The 21,772-nt window shown below is 57.0% G+C and carries 24 protein-coding genes; all 24 read left to right on the top strand.

The window, feature by feature from the left end; all coding sequences use genetic code 11:
- Window positions 1–88 precede the first annotated feature (88 nt).
- The 24 genes from Q6A51_RS06225 to fliQ all read left to right on the top strand — a co-directional run bounded on the left by Q6A51_RS06225 (window position 89) and on the right by fliQ (window position 21,767).
- A complete protein-coding gene (locus tag Q6A51_RS06225; protein WP_201018430.1) occupies window positions 89–937 on the top strand; it encodes a flagellin domain-containing protein in 849 nt (282 codons plus the stop codon).
- A gap of 71 nt (window positions 938–1,008) precedes the next feature.
- Entirely contained in the window at window positions 1,009–1,389 is a 381-nt protein-coding gene (locus tag Q6A51_RS06220) for a flagellar protein FlaG (protein WP_201004720.1), read from the top strand.
- 80 nt (window positions 1,390–1,469) lie between these two features.
- A complete protein-coding gene (gene fliD, locus Q6A51_RS06215; protein WP_304574390.1) occupies window positions 1,470–2,924 on the top strand; it encodes a flagellar filament capping protein FliD in 1,455 nt (484 codons plus the stop codon).
- Between the two features lie 118 nt (window positions 2,925–3,042).
- A complete protein-coding gene (fliS, locus tag Q6A51_RS06210) occupies window positions 3,043–3,429 on the top strand; it encodes a flagellar export chaperone FliS (protein ID WP_117181170.1) in 387 nt (128 codons plus the stop codon).
- A 27-nt stretch (window positions 3,430–3,456) separates the two neighbouring features.
- Complete coding sequence (gene fliT / locus Q6A51_RS06205) at window positions 3,457–3,753, top strand: flagellar protein FliT (protein ID WP_201004719.1); 297 nt, start codon at window positions 3,457–3,459, stop codon at window positions 3,751–3,753.
- A gap of 177 nt (window positions 3,754–3,930) precedes the next feature.
- Window positions 3,931–5,406, top strand: a complete 1,476-nt coding sequence (gene fleQ, locus Q6A51_RS06200) for a transcriptional regulator FleQ (RefSeq protein ID WP_201004718.1) — start codon at window positions 3,931–3,933, stop codon at window positions 5,404–5,406.
- Window positions 5,407–5,528: 122 nt separating this feature from the next.
- The gene (locus Q6A51_RS06195) at window positions 5,529–6,743 is read left to right on the top strand and encodes a sensor histidine kinase (protein WP_201004715.1); all 1,215 of its coding nucleotides are present in this window, start codon (window positions 5,529–5,531) and stop codon (window positions 6,741–6,743) included.
- A complete protein-coding gene (locus Q6A51_RS06190; RefSeq protein ID WP_304574357.1) occupies window positions 6,743–8,149 on the top strand; it encodes a sigma-54-dependent transcriptional regulator in 1,407 nt (468 codons plus the stop codon). Before Q6A51_RS06195 ends, Q6A51_RS06190 begins: the two co-directional genes overlap by 1 nt.
- A 240-nt stretch (window positions 8,150–8,389) precedes the next feature.
- Window positions 8,390–8,719 carry a flagellar hook-basal body complex protein FliE gene (fliE, locus tag Q6A51_RS06185; protein ID WP_025260897.1) on the top strand — a complete coding sequence of 110 codons (330 nt, stop codon included), beginning with the start codon at window positions 8,390–8,392 and terminating at the stop codon, window positions 8,717–8,719.
- 15 nt (window positions 8,720–8,734) lie between these two features.
- Entirely contained in the window at window positions 8,735–10,531 is a 1,797-nt protein-coding gene (gene fliF, locus Q6A51_RS06180) for a flagellar basal-body MS-ring/collar protein FliF (protein WP_201004713.1), read from the top strand.
- The gene (gene fliG / locus Q6A51_RS06175) at window positions 10,524–11,540 is read left to right on the top strand and encodes a flagellar motor switch protein FliG (protein ID WP_117181174.1); all 1,017 of its coding nucleotides are present in this window, start codon (window positions 10,524–10,526) and stop codon (window positions 11,538–11,540) included. Before fliF ends, fliG begins: the two co-directional genes overlap by 8 nt.
- Window positions 11,541–11,555: 15 nt before the next feature.
- Window positions 11,556–12,362, top strand: coding sequence for a flagellar assembly protein FliH (gene fliH / locus Q6A51_RS06170; protein WP_201004712.1), 807 nt, complete (start codon window positions 11,556–11,558; stop codon window positions 12,360–12,362).
- Window positions 12,352–13,710 (top strand): flagellar protein export ATPase FliI, encoded by a 1,359-nt coding sequence (gene fliI / locus Q6A51_RS06165; RefSeq protein WP_201004710.1) that lies wholly within the window; start codon window positions 12,352–12,354, stop codon window positions 13,708–13,710. The genes fliH and fliI overlap by 11 nt, the downstream gene beginning before the upstream one ends.
- Before the next feature lie 6 nt (window positions 13,711–13,716).
- Window positions 13,717–14,166: a flagellar export protein FliJ gene (fliJ, locus tag Q6A51_RS06160; RefSeq protein WP_201018433.1), complete on the top strand. Its 450-nt coding sequence runs from the start codon at window positions 13,717–13,719 to the stop codon at window positions 14,164–14,166.
- 59 nt (window positions 14,167–14,225) lie between these two features.
- Window positions 14,226–14,531, top strand: a complete 306-nt coding sequence (locus Q6A51_RS06155; protein WP_201018434.1) for an STAS domain-containing protein — start codon at window positions 14,226–14,228, stop codon at window positions 14,529–14,531.
- Window positions 14,532–14,536: 5 nt separating this feature from the next.
- On the top strand, window positions 14,537–16,243 hold the full coding sequence (locus Q6A51_RS06150) for an ATP-binding SpoIIE family protein phosphatase (RefSeq protein WP_304574356.1): 1,707 nt from the start codon (window positions 14,537–14,539) through the stop codon (window positions 16,241–16,243).
- Window positions 16,244–16,276: 33 nt separating this feature from the next.
- The gene (locus tag Q6A51_RS06145; protein WP_304574355.1) at window positions 16,277–16,639 is read left to right on the top strand and encodes an Hpt domain-containing protein; all 363 of its coding nucleotides are present in this window, start codon (window positions 16,277–16,279) and stop codon (window positions 16,637–16,639) included.
- Between the two features lie 84 nt (window positions 16,640–16,723).
- On the top strand, window positions 16,724–18,082 hold the full coding sequence (locus Q6A51_RS06140; protein ID WP_304574354.1) for a flagellar hook-length control protein FliK: 1,359 nt from the start codon (window positions 16,724–16,726) through the stop codon (window positions 18,080–18,082).
- A gap of 181 nt (window positions 18,083–18,263) precedes the next feature.
- Window positions 18,264–18,764, top strand: a complete 501-nt coding sequence (fliL, locus tag Q6A51_RS06135; RefSeq protein WP_201004704.1) for a flagellar basal body-associated protein FliL — start codon at window positions 18,264–18,266, stop codon at window positions 18,762–18,764.
- A 9-nt stretch (window positions 18,765–18,773) separates the two neighbouring features.
- Window positions 18,774–19,754, top strand: coding sequence for a flagellar motor switch protein FliM (gene fliM / locus Q6A51_RS06130; RefSeq protein ID WP_304574353.1), 981 nt, complete (start codon window positions 18,774–18,776; stop codon window positions 19,752–19,754).
- A 60-nt stretch (window positions 19,755–19,814) separates the two neighbouring features.
- Entirely contained in the window at window positions 19,815–20,276 is a 462-nt protein-coding gene (fliN, locus tag Q6A51_RS06125; RefSeq protein WP_117181181.1) for a flagellar motor switch protein FliN, read from the top strand.
- Window positions 20,277–20,720, top strand: coding sequence for a flagellar biosynthetic protein FliO (gene fliO / locus Q6A51_RS06120; protein WP_201018438.1), 444 nt, complete (start codon window positions 20,277–20,279; stop codon window positions 20,718–20,720). It abuts the gene before it with no gap.
- The gene (gene fliP, locus Q6A51_RS06115) at window positions 20,720–21,472 is read left to right on the top strand and encodes a flagellar type III secretion system pore protein FliP (RefSeq protein ID WP_201018439.1); all 753 of its coding nucleotides are present in this window, start codon (window positions 20,720–20,722) and stop codon (window positions 21,470–21,472) included. The genes fliO and fliP overlap by 1 nt, the downstream gene beginning before the upstream one ends.
- A gap of 25 nt (window positions 21,473–21,497) precedes the next feature.
- Entirely contained in the window at window positions 21,498–21,767 is a 270-nt protein-coding gene (fliQ, locus tag Q6A51_RS06110; RefSeq protein ID WP_122316631.1) for a flagellar biosynthesis protein FliQ, read from the top strand.
- The last annotated feature ends 5 nt before the right edge of the window (window positions 21,768–21,772 follow it).

Raw genomic sequence — 21,772 nt, 5'->3', positions numbered from 1 at the left:
ACGATAACTATTACGAAGGTTCTCTAGGCACACCCGGCGCTTGCAGGGGCCGGAAGCCACGTAGTACCCAACCAACGAGGAATTCATCATGGCTTTAACAGTAAACACCAACGTTGCATCGTTGAACGTTCAGAAGAACCTGGGTCGCGCCTCTGACGCACTGTCGACTTCGATGACTCGTCTGTCTTCCGGTCTGAAAATCAACAGCGCCAAAGACGACGCTGCCGGTCTGCAAATCTCCACCCGTATCAACTCGCAGATCAAAGGCCAGACCATGGCCATCAAGAACGCCTACGACGGTATGTCCCTGGCTCAGACCGCTGAAGGTGCTCTGCAAGAGTCCACCAACATTCTGCAGCGTATGCGTGAACTGGCTGTCCAGTCGCGAAACGACAGCAACAGCGCTACTGACCGTGACGCTCTGAACAAAGAATTCACCGCGATGAGTGAAGAACTGACTCGTATCGCAAACAGCACCAACCTGAACGGCAAGAACCTGATCGACGGTACTGCCAGCACCATGACCTTCCAGGTCGGCTCCAACACTGGCGCTTCGAACCAGATCACTCTGACTCTGAGCTCCAGCTTTGATGCGAGCACCCTGGGTGTTGGTTCGACTATCAGCATCGCCGGTTCCGACAGCGCTGATGCAGAGTTGAAATTCTCTGCTGCAATGGACGCTATCGACTCCGCTCTGTCGACCATCAACGCCACTCGTGCTGACCTCGGTGCTGCACAAAACCGTCTGACCAGCACCATCTCCAACCTGCAGAACATCAACGAAAACGCCAGTGCTGCACTGGGTCGTGTACAAGATACCGACTTCGCTGCTGAAACTGCACAGCTGACCAAGCAACAGACCCTGCAACAGGCTTCCACCTCTGTTCTGGCTCAGGCTAACCAGCTGCCTTCCGCTGTACTGAAACTGCTTCAGTAATATCGGAATGAGTTTGGCGGGGGAGTGCTTAACAGTGCTCTCTCGCTTTTTTACTTTCGGAGGTGATGGTCATGGATATGAGTGTAAAGCTGAACGTGTCTTATCCACCCGCTCAACCGGCAAGTCCTGTTGTAGCAACGGATAAGCCAGTTGATAAGCCTTCCGTCGAGCGAGTGGCTCCGACGTCCGAAAGTAAGGGTTCCGACTTGCAAAAGGACGACTCACAGGATGAGGAGAAGGTGAAAGCTGCGGCGGAAGACATTCAGAAGTTCTTTCAGTCGTTCAAGCGTAACCTCGAATTTTCGATTGACGAAGATTCTGGAAAAGTCATTGTCAAAGTGATTGCGAGTGACTCCGGTGAGGTGGTTCGACAGATTCCCAATGCGGAAATCCTGAAACTGGCCGATAGCTTGAACAACGCGCATAGCTTGTTGTTTCACGTCAAGGCCTGACTACTGGCACGAAACTTGTTGCAGGTTTTCCGATTCCTTGGAAAGGGTCAAAAGATCGGCGACATTCTTGAGGGGTAAGCATCATGGCTACAATTACAGCAAGTACAGGCATCAACTCTGGTCTGAATATCAAAGATATCGTTGATGGTCTGGTTGGGGTCGAGAAGGCTGCCAAGCAAAACCAGATCACCAGGCAGACAAGTGTCAATACTGCGGCTTCTGGTGGTGTCGATCAGCTGACTGCTGCATTGAGTGCCTTCCAGACGGCGATGACCGCTCTCAAGAGCACCACAACACCTGCCTTTCAGGGTTTTGCCGCCACTTCGGCCAATGAGTCTGTGGTCAAGGCAACTGCGGGTAATACGGCTGTCAGTGGTACTTATTCTCTTAACGTGAGCCAGTTGGCGACCAGCTCCAAGGTTGCGACGGCTGCACTCAATTCGTCTCAAATCAGTGCTATTCCGAGTGGTACCCTGAAAATCACTCAAAATGGCACTCCTTACGAAGTCAAGATTACTTCGACTTCTACGCTGCAGCAGGTGCGTGACACGATCAACTCCACGCTCCAGGGTAAGGGTATTACGGCGAACATCATTACCGACAGCAACGGCTCTCGGTTGGTGTATAGCTCGACGACTACCGGCAAGGGCAGTGATATTTCAGTGGATGGTGGTACAGACCTCAGCATGCTGAGTGTTGATGGCACCAAGTTGATGAGCACCACCAGTACCTCGAACGACGCCAATGGCAATCCTATTCCAGGCGCCGGCGCGATTTCGGCCTTGGCCATGGATGCCGAGTTCACTATCGACGGGCTGAAGATTACCAGTGCGACCAATACGGTCAGCAACGCTGTATCCGGTCTGACGTTCGAGCTGGTGGCCAAGAGCGTCGACGCCAACACGAACACTGCGATCACGGTCGCGACCAACACTGAGGGTTTGAAAACCTCGCTGCAGACTTTTGTCGACTCCTACAACACCTTGGCCAAGCTTGTAACGACGCTGACCAAAGGCACTGTATCTGCCGATGGGAAAAGCTTCACTGCAGCTGCCATGACGGGTGATTCGACGCCTCGTGCCTTGCTCGCGGTTGTTCGTAACCAGATTGCTACGGCGACCTCCAGCAGTGGTCTTGGGTCTCTGGCTCAGTTGGGTATCACGACTCAGCAAAACGACGGTACGCTGTTTTTGAATACCACTGAATTTACTGCTGCTCTGAATGAAAAGAAGTTTGGCGGTGATATTCAGCAGTTATTCACCGGTAGTGGTGGCTTGATCGAGCGTATGGAAAAAGCCCTCGAACCCTACACGAGGTCGGGAGGGGTTCTTGCTTCCAAGAAAACCATGCTGACTCAGGTTCAGACTCGACTCACTGCTGAGCAAGAGGCTCTTGATCGTCGTATTGATACGCTGACTGATACGCTGACCAAAAAGTACAACGCGATGGACTTGGCGGTAGGTAAGCTCAAGGCAACGGCCAGTAGTATCACCTCGATTTTCGAGGCGATGAATGCACAGAAAAACGCTTCGTAAATTAAAGATGATGCCAAGAACCCGACCCCGTGTCGGGTTTTTGCTTTTGGGCTAAAGTTTTTTGACCGTACGTCGATAGCTTGGGTATACGTAATATGGATCTGCTACGAGGCCCCCTATGAACCCGATGTTAGCACTGCGTCAGTATCAGAAGATTGGCTCCCAGGCACAGACCTCTGAAGCCAGCCCTCACCGTCTGGTTCAGATGTTGATGGAGGGTGGCCTTGACCGCATCGCCCAGGCCAAGGGCGCCATGGCGCGTAAGGATATCCCCAATAAATGTGTTTTCATCGGCAAGGCCATTGGCATTGTGGGTGGGTTGCGTGAAGGTCTGGATCTTGAAAGTGACCCGACGCTGGTCCGCCAGGACAGCCTTTATCACTACATGATGAAGCGTCTGGCTGAAGCCAATGCCAAGAACGATGAAAAAATGCTCGATGAAGTCGCTGGTCTGCTGATTACCGTCAAGGAAGGCTGGGATGCAATCGGCGCTGTACAACAATAAGTTCGCTGTCTTCTGGAGAAAAACACCATGAGTGCTGCGCTCAAGCGTATCGAAGAAACCCGTGAAGCGTTGGTCGGGGCCTTGGCCGAGCGTGACTGGGAAGCAATCGTCAAGCTTGATCTGGCGTGCCGTGAATGTGTTGAAGCAGTTGTCAGCGAAGCGCCTGCCGATGAGCCGGGTTTGCGTAGCAATCTCGAAGAGCTGCTGGGTGTATATCGACAATTGATTGACGTTGCTACAGATGAGCGTCAGGCAATCGCCGATGAAATGACACAAATCCGCAATGCCAAAAATGCCGCGAAGGTATACCATCTGTTTGGCTAGCTTTTAATTGTCGGTTTGATTGTTCGACAATAGTTTCGCCATAAATTTGACTGTGTATGTTTTTTTGACTTAACTAGTGATGTTCACTATTTTCTGGCGTCTTATCGGATATTACGGCTGAGATGCCAAGCTGCCCCCGATCTCGGGCATTGAGTTGACTAGGGAAGTTGCTATTGCATGTGGCGTGAAATCAAGATTCTGCTAATCGATGACGATAGCCAGCGCCGCCGGGATCTGGCGGTTATCCTGAATTTTCTGGGCGAAGAAAATTTATCCTGTTCCAGCCAGGACTGGCAGCAGGTTGTCGGTTCATTGGCCTCCACTCGCGAAGTTCTCTGCGTCCTCGTGGGGAGTGTGAGCGCTCCAGGTAGCCTGCAAGGACTCCTTAAGACAGTCGCTGCATGGGATGAGTTCCTTCCCGTTCTGTTGATGGGCGAAAATTCTGCTGTCGACCTTCCCGAAGACCTGCGTCGGCGTGTGCTTTCCACCCTCGAAATGCCTCCCAGCTACAGCAAGCTGCTGGATGCTCTGCATCGTGCCCAGGTTTATCGTGAAATGTACGATCAGGCCCGCGAGCGTGGTCGGCATCGCGAGCCCAATCTGTTCCGCAGCCTGGTAGGTACCAGCCGTGCCATTCAGCACGTGCGGCAGATGATGCAGCAGGTTGCCGATACTGATGCCAGCGTGCTGATTCTGGGTGAGTCGGGTACGGGCAAGGAAGTGGTCGCTCGCAACCTGCACTATCACTCCAAGCGTCGCGACGCGCCTTTTGTTCCGGTGAACTGCGGGGCGATTCCGGCCGAGTTGCTGGAAAGCGAATTGTTCGGTCATGAGAAGGGCGCATTTACCGGGGCGATCACCAGTCGTGCCGGGCGCTTTGAACTGGCTAATGGCGGTACTCTGTTCCTCGATGAGATCGGTGACATGCCGTTGCCGATGCAGGTCAAGCTGCTGCGTGTCCTGCAGGAGCGCACTTTCGAGCGGGTCGGCAGCAACAAGACTCAAAGTATCGATGTGCGAATCATTGCTGCGACTCACAAGAATCTCGAAAACATGATCGAGATCGGCAGTTTCCGTGAAGACCTCTATTACCGTCTGAACGTTTTCCCGATCGAGATGGCACCGCTGCGTGAGCGCGTCGAAGACATTCCGTTGCTGATGAACGAGCTTATCTCGCGCATGGAGCACGAAAAGCGCGGTTCGATCCGTTTCAATTCGGCCGCCATCATGTCGCTGTGTCGCCATGCCTGGCCGGGTAACGTTCGCGAGCTGGCCAACCTTGTGGAGCGCATGGCGATCATGCATCCATATGGTGTTATCGGTGTTGCGGAACTGCCGAAGAAATTCCGCTATGTCGACGATGAAGACGAGCAGATGGTCGACAGCCTGCGCAGTGATCTGGAAGAGCGTGTGGCTATCAATGGCCATACGCCGAACTTCGCTTCCGGCGCTGTGCTCCCACCGGAAGGTCTGGACCTCAAGGACTACCTGGGTGGTCTGGAGCAAGGTCTGATTCAGCAGGCGCTGGATGATGCAAACGGCATCGTGGCCCGTGCTGCAGAACGTTTGCGGATTCGTCGTACAACGCTTGTGGAAAAGATGCGCAAATATGGCATGAGTCGCCGGGAAGGTGATGATCAGGCGGATGATTGACGCTTCTTCCGGGTGCCAAAAATCAAACCTCTGAATTTTCAGGGGTTTTTTTTAGGCACGAGGATTGCTAAGTCACTCTCAACATACCGTTTAATGACGGTTCGCCATGCGAGAGATGATTTATGTCCAAGGCCGCCCAAATGTCTTCTGACTTGCCCAGCCAAGCTCAACCTTCCCTGGAATTGGAAAGTCGCCAGGGGCTTGAGCAGGCGTTCTCGTTGTTTAACCAGATGTCAGCACAACTGTCTGATTCCTACGGCCTGCTGGAAACTCGCGTCGCGGAGTTGAAAGGAGAGCTGGCCGAGGCTGGTGTTCAGCGTATGCAGGAGTTGGCAGAGAAAGAGCGCCTGGCCAACCGTTTGCAGAATCTTCTGGACCTGCTGCCCGGTGGCGTGATCGTCATAGACGGCATGGGGGTTGTGCGCGAGGCTAATCCGGCGGCCATCGAAATGTTGGGTCAGCCTTTGCTGGGCATGTTGTGGCGTCACGTTATCAGTCGCTGCTTTGCCCCTCGTGAAGATGACGGGCACGAAATCTCTCTGCGGGACGGGCGTCGTCTGTCCATTGCCACTCGCTCGCTGGATGCAGAGCCAGGGCAACTGGTATTGCTCAACGATCTGACTGAAACCCGTCATCTTCAGGAGCAACTGGCGCGCCATGAGCGTTTGTCTTCTCTGGGGCGAATGGTCGCTTCTCTGGCGCATCAGATCCGCACACCTCTGTCGGCAGCCATGATCTATGCCAGTCATTTGACCGAGCAGGAGTTGCCGGTCGAAACCCAGCAGCGTTTTGCTTCGCGGCTCAAGGAGCGCTTGCATGAGCTTGAGCATCAAGTGCGCGACATGCTGGTCTTTGCGCGTGGCGAACTGCCGTTGACCGATCGCCTGACGCCGGGCGAGTTGTTCCAGGCTTTGCAGTCTGCGGCGCAGACTCATGTCCAGGATGTGGCGGTGCGCTGGCAGTGCGATTCGATTGATGGTGAGTTGCTGTGCAATCGCGACACGCTGGTGGGTGCGTTGCTCAATCTGGTGGAAAACGCAGTGCAGGCCAGTGTGGGCAGGACCCGCCTGAAAATTCATGCCTACAGCCGTGGCAATACCTTGCGCCTGTGCTTCAGTGATAACGGCGGCGGCATGGACAAGTCAGCGCTATCGCGTATTGGTGAGCCGTTTTTCACTACCAAGACGACCGGCACCGGCCTTGGTCTTGCGGTGGTCACGGCGGTAACACGGGCTCACCAGGGTGGTGTGCAGTACCGTTCCACTGTCAATCGCGGGACTTGTGCAATCGTCAGTTTGCCGTTGATTCCGGTCTGCGCCTCAGTGAGTAATAGCTGATGTCGATCAAGGTGCTGTTGGTCGAAGACGACCGTTCATTGCGCGAGGCGCTGGGTGAGACTCTTGAGTTGGCCGGATACGGCTACCGTGCGGTGGGTTCGGCTGAAGATGCCTTGCTCGCGGTGGATCAGGAGCCGTTCAGTCTGGTCATCAGTGATGTGAACATGCCGGGCATGGATGGGCATCAATTGCTGGCGCTGTTGCGCACTCGCCATCCGCAATTGCCTGTTCTGCTGATGACCGCTCATGGGGCTGTCGAGCGTGCCGTCGATGCCATGCGTCAGGGGGCGGCGGATTATCTGGTCAAGCCGTTCGAGCCGCGAGCCTTGCTGGCGTTGGTTGCCAGGCATGCGCTTGGGCGCCTGGGGCCTGTTGAAAGCGATGGGCCAATTGCTGTGGAGCCCGCCAGTATTCAGCTTCTTAATCTGGCAAGCCGGGTGGCGAAAAGCGATTCCACCGTGCTGATTTCAGGCGAGTCCGGGACCGGCAAAGAAGTATTGGCGCGATTCATTCATCAAAATTCTCCGCGTGCCGATAAGCCTTTTATCGCGATCAACTGCGCGGCGATTCCGGACAACATGCTGGAAGCGACGCTGTTCGGTCATGAGAAGGGCTCGTTTACCGGCGCCATTGCGGCGCAGGCAGGCAAGTTCGAGCAGGCTGATGGCGGTACGATCCTGCTTGATGAGATTTCTGAGATGCCCATGGGCTTGCAAGCCAAACTGTTGCGAGTGCTTCAGGAGCGGGAAGTAGAGCGTGTGGGTGCCCGTAAACCGATCAGTCTGGATATTCGGGTGCTGGCGACCACCAACCGTGATCTGGCGGGTGAAGTGTCGGCAGGGCGGTTTCGTGAGGATCTGTTTTATCGGTTATCGGTATTTCCATTGGCATGGCAGGCGCTGCGTCAAAGGACTGCCGATATTCTGCCGTTGGCTGAGCGTCTGTTGGCCAAGCACGTCAATAAAATGAAGCATGCGCCTGTGCGGTTGTCTGCCCAGGCGCAGGCGTGTCTGGTGGGATATTCGTGGCCGGGCAACGTGCGGGAACTGGATAATGCCGTGCAGCGGGCCTTGATCCTGCAGCAGGGCGGCGTGATCGAGGCCGAGGATTTCTGTCTGGCGGGACCTGTCACGGGGGCCGTGCAGTCTGTAGCTTCGCTGCCGTCGGCGCCTGTGGCTGCGGTCGACGCTGTGCAGGCAGGCGCGAGTGCCGAGTCGGCTGGTGCGCTGGGGGATGATCTCAGGCGTCGTGAGTTTCAAGTGATTATTGACACGCTGCGTACTGAGCGTGGGCGTCGAAAGGAGGCGGCCGAGCGATTGGGGATCAGCCCAAGGACTTTGCGCTACAAGCTGGCGCAGATGCGTGATGCGGGCATGGATGTCGAGGGTTATCTGTTCGCGACTTGAGTGGTTCAGGCGGGTCGGGGAGGGTGATCCTTTCTTTTGGCTTTGTCGTATGAATGATGTAATTCAATGGCATATTGACGTCATTGGTGCAAGGGAAGGGGTTCACCCAGAAGGTCTGGGTCGCGGGTGAGAGCAGGGCGAAACGAGATGTCGTTATCTATTTGGCACTCTTGTTGCTATGTCTTAACTATCCGCTGAATCAGTGTCAAAAAATTGCGGGCCTTACGAGAGAAAATGTCCATGAGCCAAGGTGTTGAATTTAATCGCTTGATGTTGGATATGCGGGCCATGCAGATGGATGCCATGGCGGCCTCCAAACCAGTGACCGCTACGCCGGAAGTCGGCACCAGCAGCTTTGCCGATATGCTTGGCCAGGCCGTCAACAAGGTTTCCGAAACCCAGCAGGCTGCAGGTCAGTTGGCTAACGCATTTGAAATCGGCAAGAGTGGTGTCGATTTGACTGACGTCATGATTTCCTCACAAAAAGCCAGCGTCTCGTTTCAGGCTTTGACCCAGGTTCGTAACAAGCTGGTTCAAGCCTATCAAGACATCATGCAGATGCCGGTTTAAAGGACGTACTGAGTCATGGCCGAAGCAACAGCCGAAACCGTTCCGGCAAGAGCGGGCTCTCCAGACAAGAAGCCATTGTTTGGTCTGTCTTTTCTGGAAAATCTTTCTGAAATGACCATGCTGCGTCAGATTGGCCTCATGGTCGGTCTGGCTGCCAGCGTGGCCATTGGCTTTGCCGTGGTGCTCTGGTCCCAGCAACCCGATTACCGGCCGCTTTACGGCAGCCTGGCGGGGATGGACAGCAAGCAGATCATGGAAACCCTGACTGCCGCGAACATCTCCTATACCGTCGAGCCCAACTCCGGTGCCTTGCTGGTGAAGGCCGATGACGTGCAGCGTGCGCGTATCCAGCTGGCTCAGGCAGGTGTGGTACAGAACGACTCCAACATCGGTTTCGAGATTCTGGACAAGGACCAGGGCCTGGGTACCAGCCAGTTCATGGAAGCCACACGCTACCGTCGTGGCCTGGAAGGTGAGCTGGCTCGCACCATTTCGTCCTTGAACAACGTCAAGGCTGCGCGTGTGCATCTGGCGATTCCAAAGAGTTCGGTCTTTGTACGCGACGATCGCAAGCCAAGTGCTTCGGTTCTGGTCGAGTTGTACGCCGGGCGCACTCTGGAGCCAAGTCAGGTCGTGGCTATCGTGAACCTGGTTGCGACCAGTGTTCCCGAACTGAGCAAATCGCAGATCACGGTTGTTGATCAGAAGGGCCACCTGCTTTCCGATCAGGCCGAAAACTCCGAGCTGACCATGGCTGGCAAGCAGTTCGACTACAGCCGTCGTATGGAAGGCATGCTGACCCAGCGCGTGCAGAATATCCTGCAACCTATTCTGGGCAGTGACCGCTACAAGGCCGAAGTCTCGGCAGTGGTGGATTTCAGCGCCGTCGAATCGACAGCCGAAAGCTTCAATCCTGACCAGCCTGCTCTGCGCAGCGAGCAGTCGGTCAATGAGCAGCGCTCCAGCAGTTCCGGCCCGCAAGGTGTGCCGGGTGCCTTGAGCAACCAGCCTCCAGGCCCTGCGACCGCACCTCAGACTGCCGGTGGCGGTGCTGCCGGTGCCGCAGCGGCTATCGCGCCCGGCCAGCCGCTGCTCGATGCCAATGGCCAGCAGATCATGGACCCGGCCACTGGTCAGCCAGCTCTGGCTCCGTACCCGGCCGACAAGCGTGTGCAGTCGACCAAGAACTTCGAGCTGGATCGCTCTATCAGCCACACCAAGCAACAGCAGGGTCGTCTGACTCGTCTGTCGGTGGCGGTGGTCGTCGATGACATGGTCAAGACCAACCCGGCCAATGGCGAAGTGACCCGTGCGCCATGGAGTGCTACTGATCTGGCCCGCTTCACGCGCCTGGTTCAGGATGCCGTCGGTTTCGATGCCAGCCGTGGTGACAGTGTCAGTGTGATCAACGTGCCGTTCTCTACTGAGCGCGGTGAAGTGATTCCGGAAATTCCGTTCTACTCGCAGCCATGGTTCTGGGACATTCTCAAGCAGGCCGTGGGTGTGATCTTCATCCTGATTCTGGTTTTCGGTGTTCTGCGTCCAGTGCTGAACAACATCACCAGCGGCAAGGGCAAGGAGCTGGGCGGGTTCGGCGACTCGGAGCTGGGTGGCTTCGGTGGTATGGGCGGCGGTGGCATGGATGGCGAACTGTCCAATGACCGCGTCAGCCTGGGTGGTCCGCAAAGTATCCTGCTGCCTAGCCCGACCGAGGGTTATGACGCACAGTTGAATGCAATCAAGAGTTTGGTGGCCGAAGACCCGGGTCGTGTGGCCCAGGTTGTGAAAGAGTGGATTAACACTGATGAATGATCGAGCCGTCGTAGCCAAACTGAGCAGGGTGGAGAAGGCAGCCGTGCTGCTGCTTTCTCTGGGTGAAACCGATGCGGCCCAGGTGCTTCGGCACATGGGACCAAAGGAAGTCCAGAAAGTGGGTGTGGCCATGGCTCAGATGCGCAACGTGCATCGCGAGCAGGTCGAAGAGGTCATGAGCGAGTTCGTCGATATCGTCGGCGACCAGACCAGCCTTGGCGTTGGTTCCGATGGCTATATCCGCAAGATGCTCACCCAGGCCCTGGGCGAAGACAAGGCCAACGGCCTGATCGACCGTATTCTGCTGGGTGGCAACACCAGCGGCCTGGACAGCCTCAAGTGGATGGAGCCGCGTGCGGTCGCCGATGTGATCCGTTTCGAGCACCCGCAGATCCAGGCGATTGTGGTGGCGTATCTGGATGCCGACCAGGCGGGTGAAGTGCTTGGGCATTTCGACCATAAGGTGCGTCTGGACATCATCCTGCGCGTTTCATCGCTCAATACCGTACAACCGGCAGCTCTCAAGGAGCTCAACCAGATTCTCGAGAAGCAGTTCTCCGGCAACGCAAACACTTCGCGTACTACCCTGGGTGGTATCAAGCGCGCTGCCGACATCATGAACTTCCTCGACAGCTCTATCGAAGGCGCGCTCATGGATTCGATCCGCGAGGTCGATGAAGACCTGTCGGTGCAGATCGAAGACCTCATGTTCGTGTTCAACAACCTGTCCGACGTGGACGACCGTGGTATCCAGGCGCTGCTGCGCGAAGTGTCTTCGGACGTACTGGTGCTTGCGCTCAAGGGGTCGGACGAGGCGATCAAGGAAAAGATCTTCAAGAACATGTCCAAGCGTGCTGCCGAACTGTTGCGCGACGACCTGGAAGCCAAGGGTCCGGTGCGTGTCAGCGACGTGGAAACCGCACAGAAAGAAATCCTCACCATTGCACGTCGTATGGCCGAGGCCGGCGAGATCGTGCTCGGTGGCAAAGGTGGCGAGGAAATGATCTAAGGATTGCCCTGACTCATGTCCAGCTCCAGTAAAGAATCGGTTAGCGATCTTATTCGCGCCAAGGATGTCGTTGGTTTCGACATGTGGTCATTGCCCAGCTTTGACCCACATAAAGAACCTGAGCCGGAACCCGAGCCGGAGCCAGTGGAGGAAGAACCTGCCGAAATGGAAGAAGTTCCATTGGAGGAGGTTCAGCCGCTGACCCTGGAAGAGCTGGAAAGCATTCGCCAGGAAGCCTGGAACGAAGGGTTCGCCACGGGCGAAAAAGAAGGCTTTCACAGCACACAACTCAAGGTTCGTCAGGAAGCGGAAGTGGCGCTGGCGGCCAAGATCGCCAGCCTTGAGCAGTTGATGCTCAATCTGCTGGAGCCGGTTGCCGAGCAGGACACGCAGATCGAAAAGGCGGTTATCCACCTTGTCGAGCACATTGCCCGGCAGGTGATTCAGCGCGAGTTGCAGACTGACTCGCAGCAGATCGCCCATGTCTTGCGTGACTCCTTGAAACTGCTGCCGATGGGCGCGCAGAACCTGCGCATCTTTATCAATCCGCAAGACTTCGGGCTCGTCAAGGCGTTGCGTGAGCGCCATGAGGAAAGCTGGAAAATCCTTGAGGACGATAGCCTGTTGCCCGGCGGCTGCCGGATCGAAACCGAACATAGTCGTATCGATGCCAGTGTCGAGACGCGCATTTCCCTGGCCATCTCCAAAATGTACGACCAATTGCATGAGCAGGTCGCACACCCCGGCGCAGCCGATCTGAATATCGAACTGACCGGCACTCCTGCCAGTGCAGTCGATATCGAGAAAAACGATGCGCCTTGATCGCACCAGCTTCGGCAAGCGCCTGGGCTCGTATGCCGACTCCATCACCTTGCCTGCCCAGCCGGTGGTGGAAGGGCGCCTGCTGCGCATGGTCGGCCTGACCCTCGAAGCCGAAGGGTTGCGTGCAGCCATGGGCAGTCGCTGTGTGGTGATCAACGATGACAGCCATCATCCGGTCGAAGTCGATGCCGAGGTGATGGGCTTTTCGGGTAACAAGGTATTCCTGATGCCTGTGGGCAGTGTGGCGGGTATCGCGCCGGGTGCGCGGGTTGTACCGCTTGCCGATACCGGACGCCTGCCGATGGGCATGAGCATGCTGGGTCGTGTACTCGATGGTGCCGGTCGACCGCTGGACGGACGTCCGCCCATCAAGGCCGAAGACTGGGTACCCATGGACGGCCCGGCCATCAACCCGCTCAAGCGTGACCCCATCAGCCAGCCGCTGGATGTGGGGATTCGCTGTATCAACGGATTATTGACGGTCGGTCGCGGCCAGCGTCTCGGCCTGTTTGCCGGTACTGGCGTGGGCAAGAGTGTGCTCCTGGGCATGATGACGCGCTTTACCGAGGCGGACATTATTATCGTCGGCCTGATCGGTGAGCGGGGTCGTGAGGTCAAGGAGTTCATCGAGCATATCCTCGGAGAAGAGGGGCTCAAACGCTCTGTCGTCGTGGCTTCGCCTGCTGACGATGCACCACTCATGCGTCTGCGCGCTGCCATGTATTGCACGCGCATTGCCGAGTATTTCCGTGACCGGGGCAAGAATGTTCTGCTGCTGATGGACTCTCTGACCCGTTTTGCCCAGGCCCAGCGGGAAATCGCCCTGGCCATCGGTGAGCCGCCTGCAACCAAGGGTTATCCGCCTTCGGTATTTGCCCGTTTGCCCAAGCTGGTCGAGCGTGCCGGTAATGCCGAGGCCGGTGGCGGTTCCATCACCGCGTTCTATACGGTGCTGTCCGAAGGTGACGATCAACAGGACCCGATTGCCGACTCCGCGCGGGGTGTGCTTGACGGTCATATCGTGTTGTCCCGGCGTCTGGCCGAGGAGGGGCATTACCCGGCCATCGATATTGAAGCTTCCATCAGCCGGGTCATGCCGGCGGTTGTCAGCCCTGATCACATGGGGCGTGCGCAGTTCTTCAAACAGCTGTGGTCCCGTTATCAGCAGAGTCGCGATTTGATCAGCGTGGGTGCCTATGTGGCAGGTGGCGACCGGGAAACCGACACGGCCATTGCCCTGCAACCCGCCCTTGCGCGTTACCTGCGCCAGGGTTTGCGCGACAACGAAAGCATGCAGGCCAGCAGCGATGCACTGGCGGCCGTGTTCGCTCCGGCTCCTGGCGGCTGATAGATCATGGCCCAGAGTCGTGCGGCGCGTCTGGCGCCCGTGGTCGAGATGGCAGAGGCCGCCGAGCGTACGGCGGCCCAGCGTCTGGGGCACTTTCAGGGGCAGGTCAACCTGGCCTACAGCAAGCTTGAAGAGCTGGAGCGGTTCCGCCTGAGTTATCAGGAACAATGGATCAACCAGGGCAGTAACGGTGTGTCCGGCCAATGGCTGACCAACTACCAGCGCTTTCTCAATCAGTTGGAGACTGCCGTCGGCCAGCAGAACAAGAGCCTGGAGTGGCACAAGGTCAACCTCGAAAAGGCTCGTGGTGCCTGGCAGGAGTGTTATGCGCGAGTCGAGGGGCTGCGCAAGCTGGTGCAGCGCTATATCGACGAAGCGCGTCAACTTGAAGACAAGCGCGAGCAGAAGCTGCTCGATGAGTTGTCCCAGCGCCTGCCGCGCCATGAGCAGTATTGATATGTCGATTCTCTCGGCTACGCTTGCGAGAGGTGTGATGGCGTACTTCAGGAATCCTTATGGCGAAGATCACTTCCGGGCTTTCTCAAGACGGTCAGCAACTGACCGTATTCATTGAGGGGCGTTTCGATTTTTCCACTCATCAAGATTTTCGCGGTGCTTATGAAGGGCATGCTGGCAGCCTGAGTTACGTGGTGGATCTGGGGGGAACTCACTATCTGGACAGTTCGGCACTGGGCATGCTGTTGCTGCTGCGTGATCACGCCGGCGGTGATGATGCCGTGGTGCGGCTGGCCAATTGCACACCCGATATCGTCAAGATTCTCACCATTTCCAATTTCTCGAAGCTGTTCCAGCTGAGTTGACGCCCTTGTCCTCGGCATTCAGGGGGGTGTGCATACTGATCGCCGATGACAGCGCCAGTGATCGTCTGCTGCTGTCGACCATCATCGGGCGGCTGGGCCATAGAGTCCTGAGTGCGGCCAATGGCATCGAAGCATTGGCGATATTCGAGACCGAGCGGCCGCAGTTGATCCTGATGGACGCGATGATGCCGGTCATGGATGGTTTCGAGGCGGCGCGGCGTATCAAGAGCCTGTCCGGCGAGTCGCTGGTCCCGATCATCTTTCTGACGTCTCTCACTGAAGGCGAAGCCTTGGCGCGCTGCCTGGATGCCGGTGGTGATGACTTCATTTCCAAGCCCTATAACCCGCTGGTTCTGGCTGCCAAGATCAATGCCATGAACCGGCTGAGGCTGTTGCAGGAAACCGTCCTGCATCAGCGCGACCTGATCGCCAGGCATCATGACTACCTGCTCAACGAACAGCGCGTCGCCAAGGCCGTATTCGATCAGGTAGCGCATTCGGGGTGTCTGGGGGCGGACAATATCCGCTATCTGCAATCGCCTTACGCGCTGTTCAATGGCGACCTGATGCTTGCTGCCTACACGCCGGCCGGGAATATGCATGTATTGCTCGGTGATTTCACCGGCCATGGCCTGCCTGCGGCAGTGGGAGCGATGCCCTTGGCCGAAGTGTTTTACGGCATGACCGCCAAGGGCTACGGCGTGTCTGAAATGCTTCGGGAAATGAATGCCAAGCTCAAGCGCATCCTGCCGGTGGACATGTTCTGCTGTGCAGCGCTGCTCTCGGTCGATCTCAAGCAGCAACAAGTCGAGATATGGAATGGCGGGTTGCCGGATGCTTATCTGTTGCGAGTGACCGATGGCAGTCACTTGCCGATGGTGTCGCGGCATTTGCCGCTTGGGATACTGAGTGCCAGTTCTTTCGATGACCGGACGGAGGTTTATCCGCTGTCGACGGGGGATCGCATTTTTCTGCTGTCCGATGGCGTGCTGGATACCAGCAACAATCGCGAAGAGTTGTTTGGTGTGCAGCGCCTGCGTGAAGTCCTGACGGCAAACCGTCAGCCGCCCTTGTTGATTGAGGAGATTCTTCAGGCGCTGAACGATTTTGGCGGACGTGCCCGTGATGACGTCAGCATGCTGGAAATCAGTATCATCGATGAGGCGCAGGACACACCGGCGGTATCGAATTATTTCGAGAGTGCGGCGTCGCGCCCTCTGGACTGGTCGGTCAGCTTCGAGTTTCGGGCTTCGACTCTGCGCCGATTCAATCCTTTGCCCTATCTGATGCAGTTATTGCTTGAGGTGCCAGCGCTTCAGGCGCAGAGTGCTGCGCTGCATAGCGTTCTCACCGAGCTGTACAGCAATGCGCTGGAGCATGGTGTGTTGGGGCTGGATTCGGCACTCAAGCAGGATGCCACCGGATTTGCCCGCTATTATAAAGAGCGGACGGAGCGTCTGGAGGCGTTGCAGTCGGGCTTCATTCGCGTGCATCTGCAGGTCGAGCCTGTAGAGCAGGGTGGTCGGCTGACTGTTCGTGTCGAAGACAGTGGCCAGGGGTTCGATGTGCAGGAGGTGCTTGCCATGCCGCCTTCGCTGGATGGGCTGCATGGTCGTGGTCTGAAGTTGATTCGTGAGTTGAGCCAGCAGGCGCAATGGTCTAAGGACGGCCGGGTTGCTTGCGTGGAATTTTTCTGGAGAGCAATGGCATAATCGCCTGCAGAGTCTTGATCAAGGAGTGAGCAAGTGTCGATTCATCTGGATTACAGCGTGTTAAGCGTTTTGCAGGAAGTCATGGAAGACGAATATCCAACGTTGCTCGATGTTTTCCTCAAGGATTCCGAGCAGCGCGTGACTCAATTGCGTCGGGCTGTCGATACCGAGATGCTGGACCTGCAGGAGTTGAGCCTGACGGCTCATAGCTTCAAGGGCAGCAGCAGCAATATGGGCGCCTTGCTCTTGTCGGATCTGTGTCGCCAGCTTGAAGAGCGTGCTCGTCAGCAGCAGCGCGCAGGCCTCGAAGAGCTGATTGGCAGGATCGACAGCGAGTACCTGACCATCCGCCGGTTATTCGACGCCGAGCGCCAATTGTTCATCGGACAAACCTGATTTCCCCTGTCTCCGCTTTCTGGCAAAACTGGCCCGTATCTTGCTGTCATTCGGGTAACCAGCTGCTTATGTGCGGAGATCGAAATGCCCCTTGCCCCTAACGTGCTTCTTCAGGCCAATGTGACTGCGGCGTCAAAGTCCAGTGCGGCCAATAATGCGATCAAGTCTGCTGACAGCGGCAAGGGCGATGCTTCCAGCTTTTCCAATGTCTACGCCAAGCAGGCCAAGGACAAGGTCGCTGATCGCAACGATACTGCGGTCAAGCCTGCGCGTGACAAGTCCGTTCCTGAAAAGGACAAGACGGTCGCTGGCAAGGACAAGACCGACACTGACACGGCAACTGCCGCTGATGACTCGACCGTTGCCGAAAGCGGCAAGGGCTTGCCTGCCGACTCGGCCAGTGCCAGCACCGATGACAAGTCTCATGCCGAGGGTGAAGCGGTCGCCGAGGTGGTGACGCCTGTGGTCACCGATCCCGCGCTTGATCCGGCATTGCAGCTCGCTGCTGCCCAGACGCCTGTTACTTCGGCGGCAAAGGCTGACGTCGATGCGGTCCAGGCATTGCCGGTCGTGGCGGCGTTGTCCGTGGCGGCGCCTGTTGCTGAAGATGATTCGTTCGACCCTGAGGCCGATCCGCTGGACGGCTTGCATGCGGTGCAGCTTGCGCTGGAAAACGCCAACTCCAAGGCGCAGGCGGCGCAACAGGCTCATGCGTCGGGTCGGACAAACAATGCCGATAATGACCCGAGTCAAAATGTTGCCAATAACCTGGCGGCCTTGAGCGAGCAGTTGCCGTCGGACGAGAGCAGCACCGAAAGCAGCGACAAGTCGTTCAGCAACCTGATCAGCGACGGCCTGAAAGACACCAAGAGCGTCACTGGCGATACGCGGGTCGATAACTTCGCCGAGCGTCTGGCGGCCTTGAGTCAGGCTGCGCAGCCTGCCAGGACTGCGGCTTCGCCTGCGCCTCTGATCAACCAGCCTCTGGCCATGAACCAGAGCGGCTGGAGCGAAGGGATCGTTGATCGCGTGATGTACCTGTCGAGCCAGAACCTGAAGTCGGCTGAAATCAAGCTGGAACCTGCCGAGCTTGGTCGTCTGGACATTCGCGTCAATATGGCGCCGGAGCAACAGACCCAGGTGACCTTCATGAGCGCCCATATGGGTGTGCGCGAAGCGCTGGAAAGCCAGATGTCACGCTTGCGTGAGTCGTTTGTGCAGCAGGGGCTTGGTCAGGTGGATGTCAACGTATCCGACCAGTCTCAGCAGCAAGCCCAGCAGCAGGCGCAGGAACAGGCCAGTCGCGCACAGCGCGGTGGCCGTAGCGGTGGTTCGGGTTCCGGTGACGGGCAGGACGATACCGCTGTTGCCGATGCCGCCACTCCGGTCAGCCAGCCAGCGGCTCGCGTGATCGGCTCCAGCGAGATCGATTTCTACGCTTGATTGATCTTTTCTCAAATGAATTCGCTCCTGCGCCCGCAGGAGCGAATTCATTCGCGATAAACCTCCGCATATGTAACGAATTCATTCACGCTCACGCCTTCCTCTTCGCAACTCTGGCATAACACTTGCTCTGCCTCTCTCACGCATCAGCGAACCCCTTGAATAGTGACGGATTATTGGCATGGCGAAGAGCGAAGAAGTTAAAGACCCCGCTTCCAAAGGCAAACTCAAGCTCATCATCGTCGCAGTCGTGGCTTTATTGCTTGCTGTAGGCCTCTCGGTAGGCGCGACCTGGTTCATCATGCACAAGTCTGCGAGCGCGCCTGATCCGGCGGCGGTAGCGGCGGCAGCCAACGTCAAGCCAGTGGCAGTCTTTGAAGCCCTGACTCCGGCGTTCGTGGTCAACTTCAATTCCAATGGTCGTCAGCGTTACATGCAGGTCAGCATCACCATGCTGGCGCGCAATGCTGCGGACATGGAGGCCTTGAAGGTTCATATGCCGGTCATTCGCAACAATCTGGTGATGTTGTTCGCTGCGATTCCTTTCGAGTCGCTGGCCACGCCAATCGGCCAGGAAATGCTGCGTCAGAAAGCGACTGCCAGCATTCAGGAAGTGGCACAGAAAGAGCTCGGCAAGACCGTGATCGAACAGTTGCTCTTCACTAACTTCGTATTGCAGTAGGACTCTGACATGGCCGTTCAAGACCTGCTGTCCCAGGACGAAATCGATGCGCTGCTGCATGGCGTTGACGATGGGATGGTCCAGACCGAAAGTAACAATGAGCCTGGCAGCATCAAGAGTTACGACCTGACCAGCCAGGACCGGATCGTGCGGGGTCGGATGCCGACCCTGGAAATGATCAACGAACGTTTTGCCCGTTACACCCGCATCAGCATGTTCAACCTGTTGCGTCGCTCGGCTGATGTGGCGGTGGGCGGTGTCCAGGTCATGAAGTTCGGTGAGTATGTTCACTCGCTGTACGTGCCGACCAGTCTCAACCTGGCCAAGATCAAGCCGCTGCGTGGTACGGCCCTGTTCATCCTCGATGCCAAGCTGGTGTTCAAGCTGGTGTTCAAGCTGGTGGACAACTTCTTTGGTGGTGACGGTCGTCACGCCAAGATCGAAGGGCGCGAATTCACGCCGACCGAACTGCGCGTGGTGCGTATCGTTCTGGATCAGGCGTTCATCGACCTCAAGGAAGCCTGGCAGGCGATCATGGAGGTGAACTTCGAGTACATCAACTCGGAAGTGAACCCGGCCATGGCCAACATTGTCGGCCCGAGCGAGGCGGTAGTGATTTCCACTTTCCACATCGAACTCGATGGTGGTGGCGGTGATTTGCACGTGACCATGCCGTATTCGATGATCGAGCCGATCCGCGAAATGCTCGACGCCGGTTTCCAGTCGGACCTCGACGATCAGGACGAGCGCTGGATCAAGGCGCTCAAGGAAGACGTTCTCGACGTCAATGTTCCGCTGAGCACGACCATCGTTCAGCGTCAGCTGTTGCTGCGCGACATCCTGCACATGCAGCCTGGCGATGTGATTCCGGTCGAGTTGCCCGAAACGCTGGTCATGCGTGCCAATGGCGTGCCTTCTTTCAAGGTCAAGCTCGGCTCGCACAAGGGCAACCTTGCCCTGCAAGTAATCGAACCCATAGAGCGGCGTTGATCTGTCAGGTCGATGCCGGAATTGTTGCGTAACTGAATAAATGCCCGCTGAGGACAACCGATGGCTGATGAAAACGAAATGACGTCTGCTGAAGATCAGGCGTTGGCCGATGAATGGGCCGCGGCACTGGGTGAAGCCGGTGAGGGAGGGCAGGCTGATATCGACGCATTGTTGGCGGCCGATGAAGGCAATTCTTCGTCGCGCATGGCGATGGAAGAGTTCGGCAGCGTACCCAAGAGCAATGCGCCCGTCACTCTGGACGGTCCTAACCTGGATGTGATTCTGGATATTCCGGTGTCGATTTCCATGGAAGTGGGCAGCACGGATATCAACATCCGTAACCTGTTGCAGCTCAACCAGGGTTCGGTGATCGAGTTGGATCGTCTGGCTGGCGAGCCGCTGGACGTGTTGGTCAACGGCACCTTGATTGCTCATGGCGAGGTGGTGGTGGTCAACGAGAAGTTCGGCATTCGTCTGACGGATGTCATTAGTCCGAGTGAACGCATCAAGAAGTTGCGCTAAGTGAGGCGCTTGCTGGGTGTTCTGCTGACGCTGCCTTCGCTGGCGTGGGCGGCCGAGCCTGTGGCTCAGGCTGCTGCCGCCCCGCAGGTCGCCAACACGGTTTCTGGCGGAATGGGCGGGCAAGTGTTGCAACTGCTGCTCGGTCTGCTGGTAGTGGTCGGCCTGATTTTCGTTCTGGCCTGGGTCATGCGTCGTGTCCAGAGCGTTGGGCCAAACAGTGGTCAGGTGATCGAACTGCTTGGCTCCCGGGCGCTCGGGACACGTGATCGCCTGTTGCTGGTTCAGGTGGGTAACGAGCAGATTCTGCTGGGTGTCACGCCGGGGCATATCACGCCTTTGCATGTGCTCAAGGAGCCGGTGCAGGTTCCGGTTCGCGAGCAGGCAACCCCTGAGTTCGCCCAGCGGCTTCTGGAGTTGATGGGCAAGGATAAGGACAAGAAGTGATGGGTGCCTTGCGTTTCCTGATATTGCTGCTGTTGACGATGGCAGCACCTGTCGCGTTCGCTGCCGATCCGTTGTCGATACCGGCGATCACACTGTCCAACAATCCTGCCGGTCAGCAGGAGTATTCGGTCAGCCTGCAAATACTGCTGATCATGACGGCGCTGAGTTTCATCCCGGCGTTCGTCATGCTGATGACCAGCTTTACGCGGATCATCATCGTCTTCTCTATCCTGCGTCAGGCCCTTGGCTTGCAGCAGACACCGTCCAACCAGATTCTGACCGGCATGGCGCTGTTTCTGACCATGTTCATCATGGCGCCGGTGTTCGATCGGGTGAATCAGGATGCCTTGCAGCCTTATCTGGCAGAAACGCTCAGTGCGCAGGACGCAGTGGCCAAGGCGCAGGTGCCGATCAAGGACTTCATGCTGGCCCAGACCCGCACCAGCGATCTGGACCTGTTCATGCGCCTGTCCAAGCGTACCGATATTCAGACGCCTGACGCTGCACCCTTGACCATTCTGGTCCCGGCCTTCGTTATTTCCGAACTCAAGACGGCCTTCCAGATCGGCTTCATGATCTTTATCCCGTTCCTGATCATCGACCTGGTCGTCGCCAGTGTGCTGATGGCCATGGGTATGATGATGCTGTCGCCGCTGATCATTTCCTTGCCGTTCAAGATCATGCTGTTCGTGCTGGTGGATGGCTGGGCGTTGATCGTCGGTACGCTGGCGGGAAGTTTTGGTGGTGTATGAGTCGTTTTGACGAGGAGGCTGCCCAATGACGCCAGAAGTAGCGGTCGATCTGTTTCGTGAAGCGTTGTGGCTGACCACTGTGCTGGTTGCGATTCTGGTGGTGCCGAGCCTGATCTGCGGCCTTCTGGTTGCTATGTTCCAGGCGGCCACCCAGATCAACGAACAGACCTTGAGCTTTCTCCCGCGCTTGATCGTGATGCTTGTGACCCTGATTGTCGTGGGGCCGTGGCTGTTGAAAATCTTCATGGAATACATCCTGTCGTTGTACGGCAGTATTCCGACCTTGATCGGCTAATACCG

Origin of the sequence: Pseudomonas serbiensis, from assembly GCF_030580745.1 — a bacterium.
Lineage (GTDB): Bacteria > Pseudomonadota > Gammaproteobacteria > Pseudomonadales > Pseudomonadaceae > Aquipseudomonas > Aquipseudomonas serbiensis.
The sequence above is the reverse complement of the archived record's forward strand: the minus strand, read 5'-3'. Positions and strand labels throughout refer to the sequence as shown.

Bases quoted from the DNA above. Each gene is read 5' to 3' on its own strand.
- Q6A51_RS06225 (WP_201018430.1), top strand. From the start codon at position 89: ATGGCTTTAACAGTAAACACCAACGTTGCATCGTTGAACGTTCAGAAG.
- Q6A51_RS06220 (WP_201004720.1), top strand. From the start codon at position 1,009: ATGGATATGAGTGTAAAGCTGAACGTGTCTTATCCACCCGCTCAACCG.
- fliS (WP_117181170.1), top strand. From the start codon at position 3,043: ATGAACCCGATGTTAGCACTGCGTCAGTATCAGAAGATTGGCTCCCAG.
- fliT (WP_201004719.1), top strand. From the start codon at position 3,457: ATGAGTGCTGCGCTCAAGCGTATCGAAGAAACCCGTGAAGCGTTGGTC.
- fleQ (WP_201004718.1), top strand. From the start codon at position 3,931: ATGTGGCGTGAAATCAAGATTCTGCTAATCGATGACGATAGCCAGCGC.
- Q6A51_RS06195 (WP_201004715.1), top strand. From the start codon at position 5,529: ATGTCCAAGGCCGCCCAAATGTCTTCTGACTTGCCCAGCCAAGCTCAA.
- Q6A51_RS06190 (WP_304574357.1), top strand. From the start codon at position 6,743: ATGTCGATCAAGGTGCTGTTGGTCGAAGACGACCGTTCATTGCGCGAG.
- fliE (WP_025260897.1), top strand. From the start codon at position 8,390: ATGAGCCAAGGTGTTGAATTTAATCGCTTGATGTTGGATATGCGGGCC.
- fliF (WP_201004713.1), top strand. From the start codon at position 8,735: ATGGCCGAAGCAACAGCCGAAACCGTTCCGGCAAGAGCGGGCTCTCCA.
- fliG (WP_117181174.1), top strand. From the start codon at position 10,524: ATGAATGATCGAGCCGTCGTAGCCAAACTGAGCAGGGTGGAGAAGGCA.
- fliH (WP_201004712.1), top strand. From the start codon at position 11,556: ATGTCCAGCTCCAGTAAAGAATCGGTTAGCGATCTTATTCGCGCCAAG.
- fliI (WP_201004710.1), top strand. From the start codon at position 12,352: ATGCGCCTTGATCGCACCAGCTTCGGCAAGCGCCTGGGCTCGTATGCC.
- fliJ (WP_201018433.1), top strand. From the start codon at position 13,717: ATGGCCCAGAGTCGTGCGGCGCGTCTGGCGCCCGTGGTCGAGATGGCA.
- Q6A51_RS06155 (WP_201018434.1), top strand. From the start codon at position 14,226: ATGGCGAAGATCACTTCCGGGCTTTCTCAAGACGGTCAGCAACTGACC.
- Q6A51_RS06140 (WP_304574354.1), top strand. From the start codon at position 16,724: ATGCCCCTTGCCCCTAACGTGCTTCTTCAGGCCAATGTGACTGCGGCG.
- fliL (WP_201004704.1), top strand. From the start codon at position 18,264: ATGGCGAAGAGCGAAGAAGTTAAAGACCCCGCTTCCAAAGGCAAACTC.
- fliM (WP_304574353.1), top strand. From the start codon at position 18,774: ATGGCCGTTCAAGACCTGCTGTCCCAGGACGAAATCGATGCGCTGCTG.
- fliN (WP_117181181.1), top strand. From the start codon at position 19,815: ATGGCTGATGAAAACGAAATGACGTCTGCTGAAGATCAGGCGTTGGCC.
- fliP (WP_201018439.1), top strand. From the start codon at position 20,720: ATGGGTGCCTTGCGTTTCCTGATATTGCTGCTGTTGACGATGGCAGCA.
- fliQ (WP_122316631.1), top strand. From the start codon at position 21,498: ATGACGCCAGAAGTAGCGGTCGATCTGTTTCGTGAAGCGTTGTGGCTG.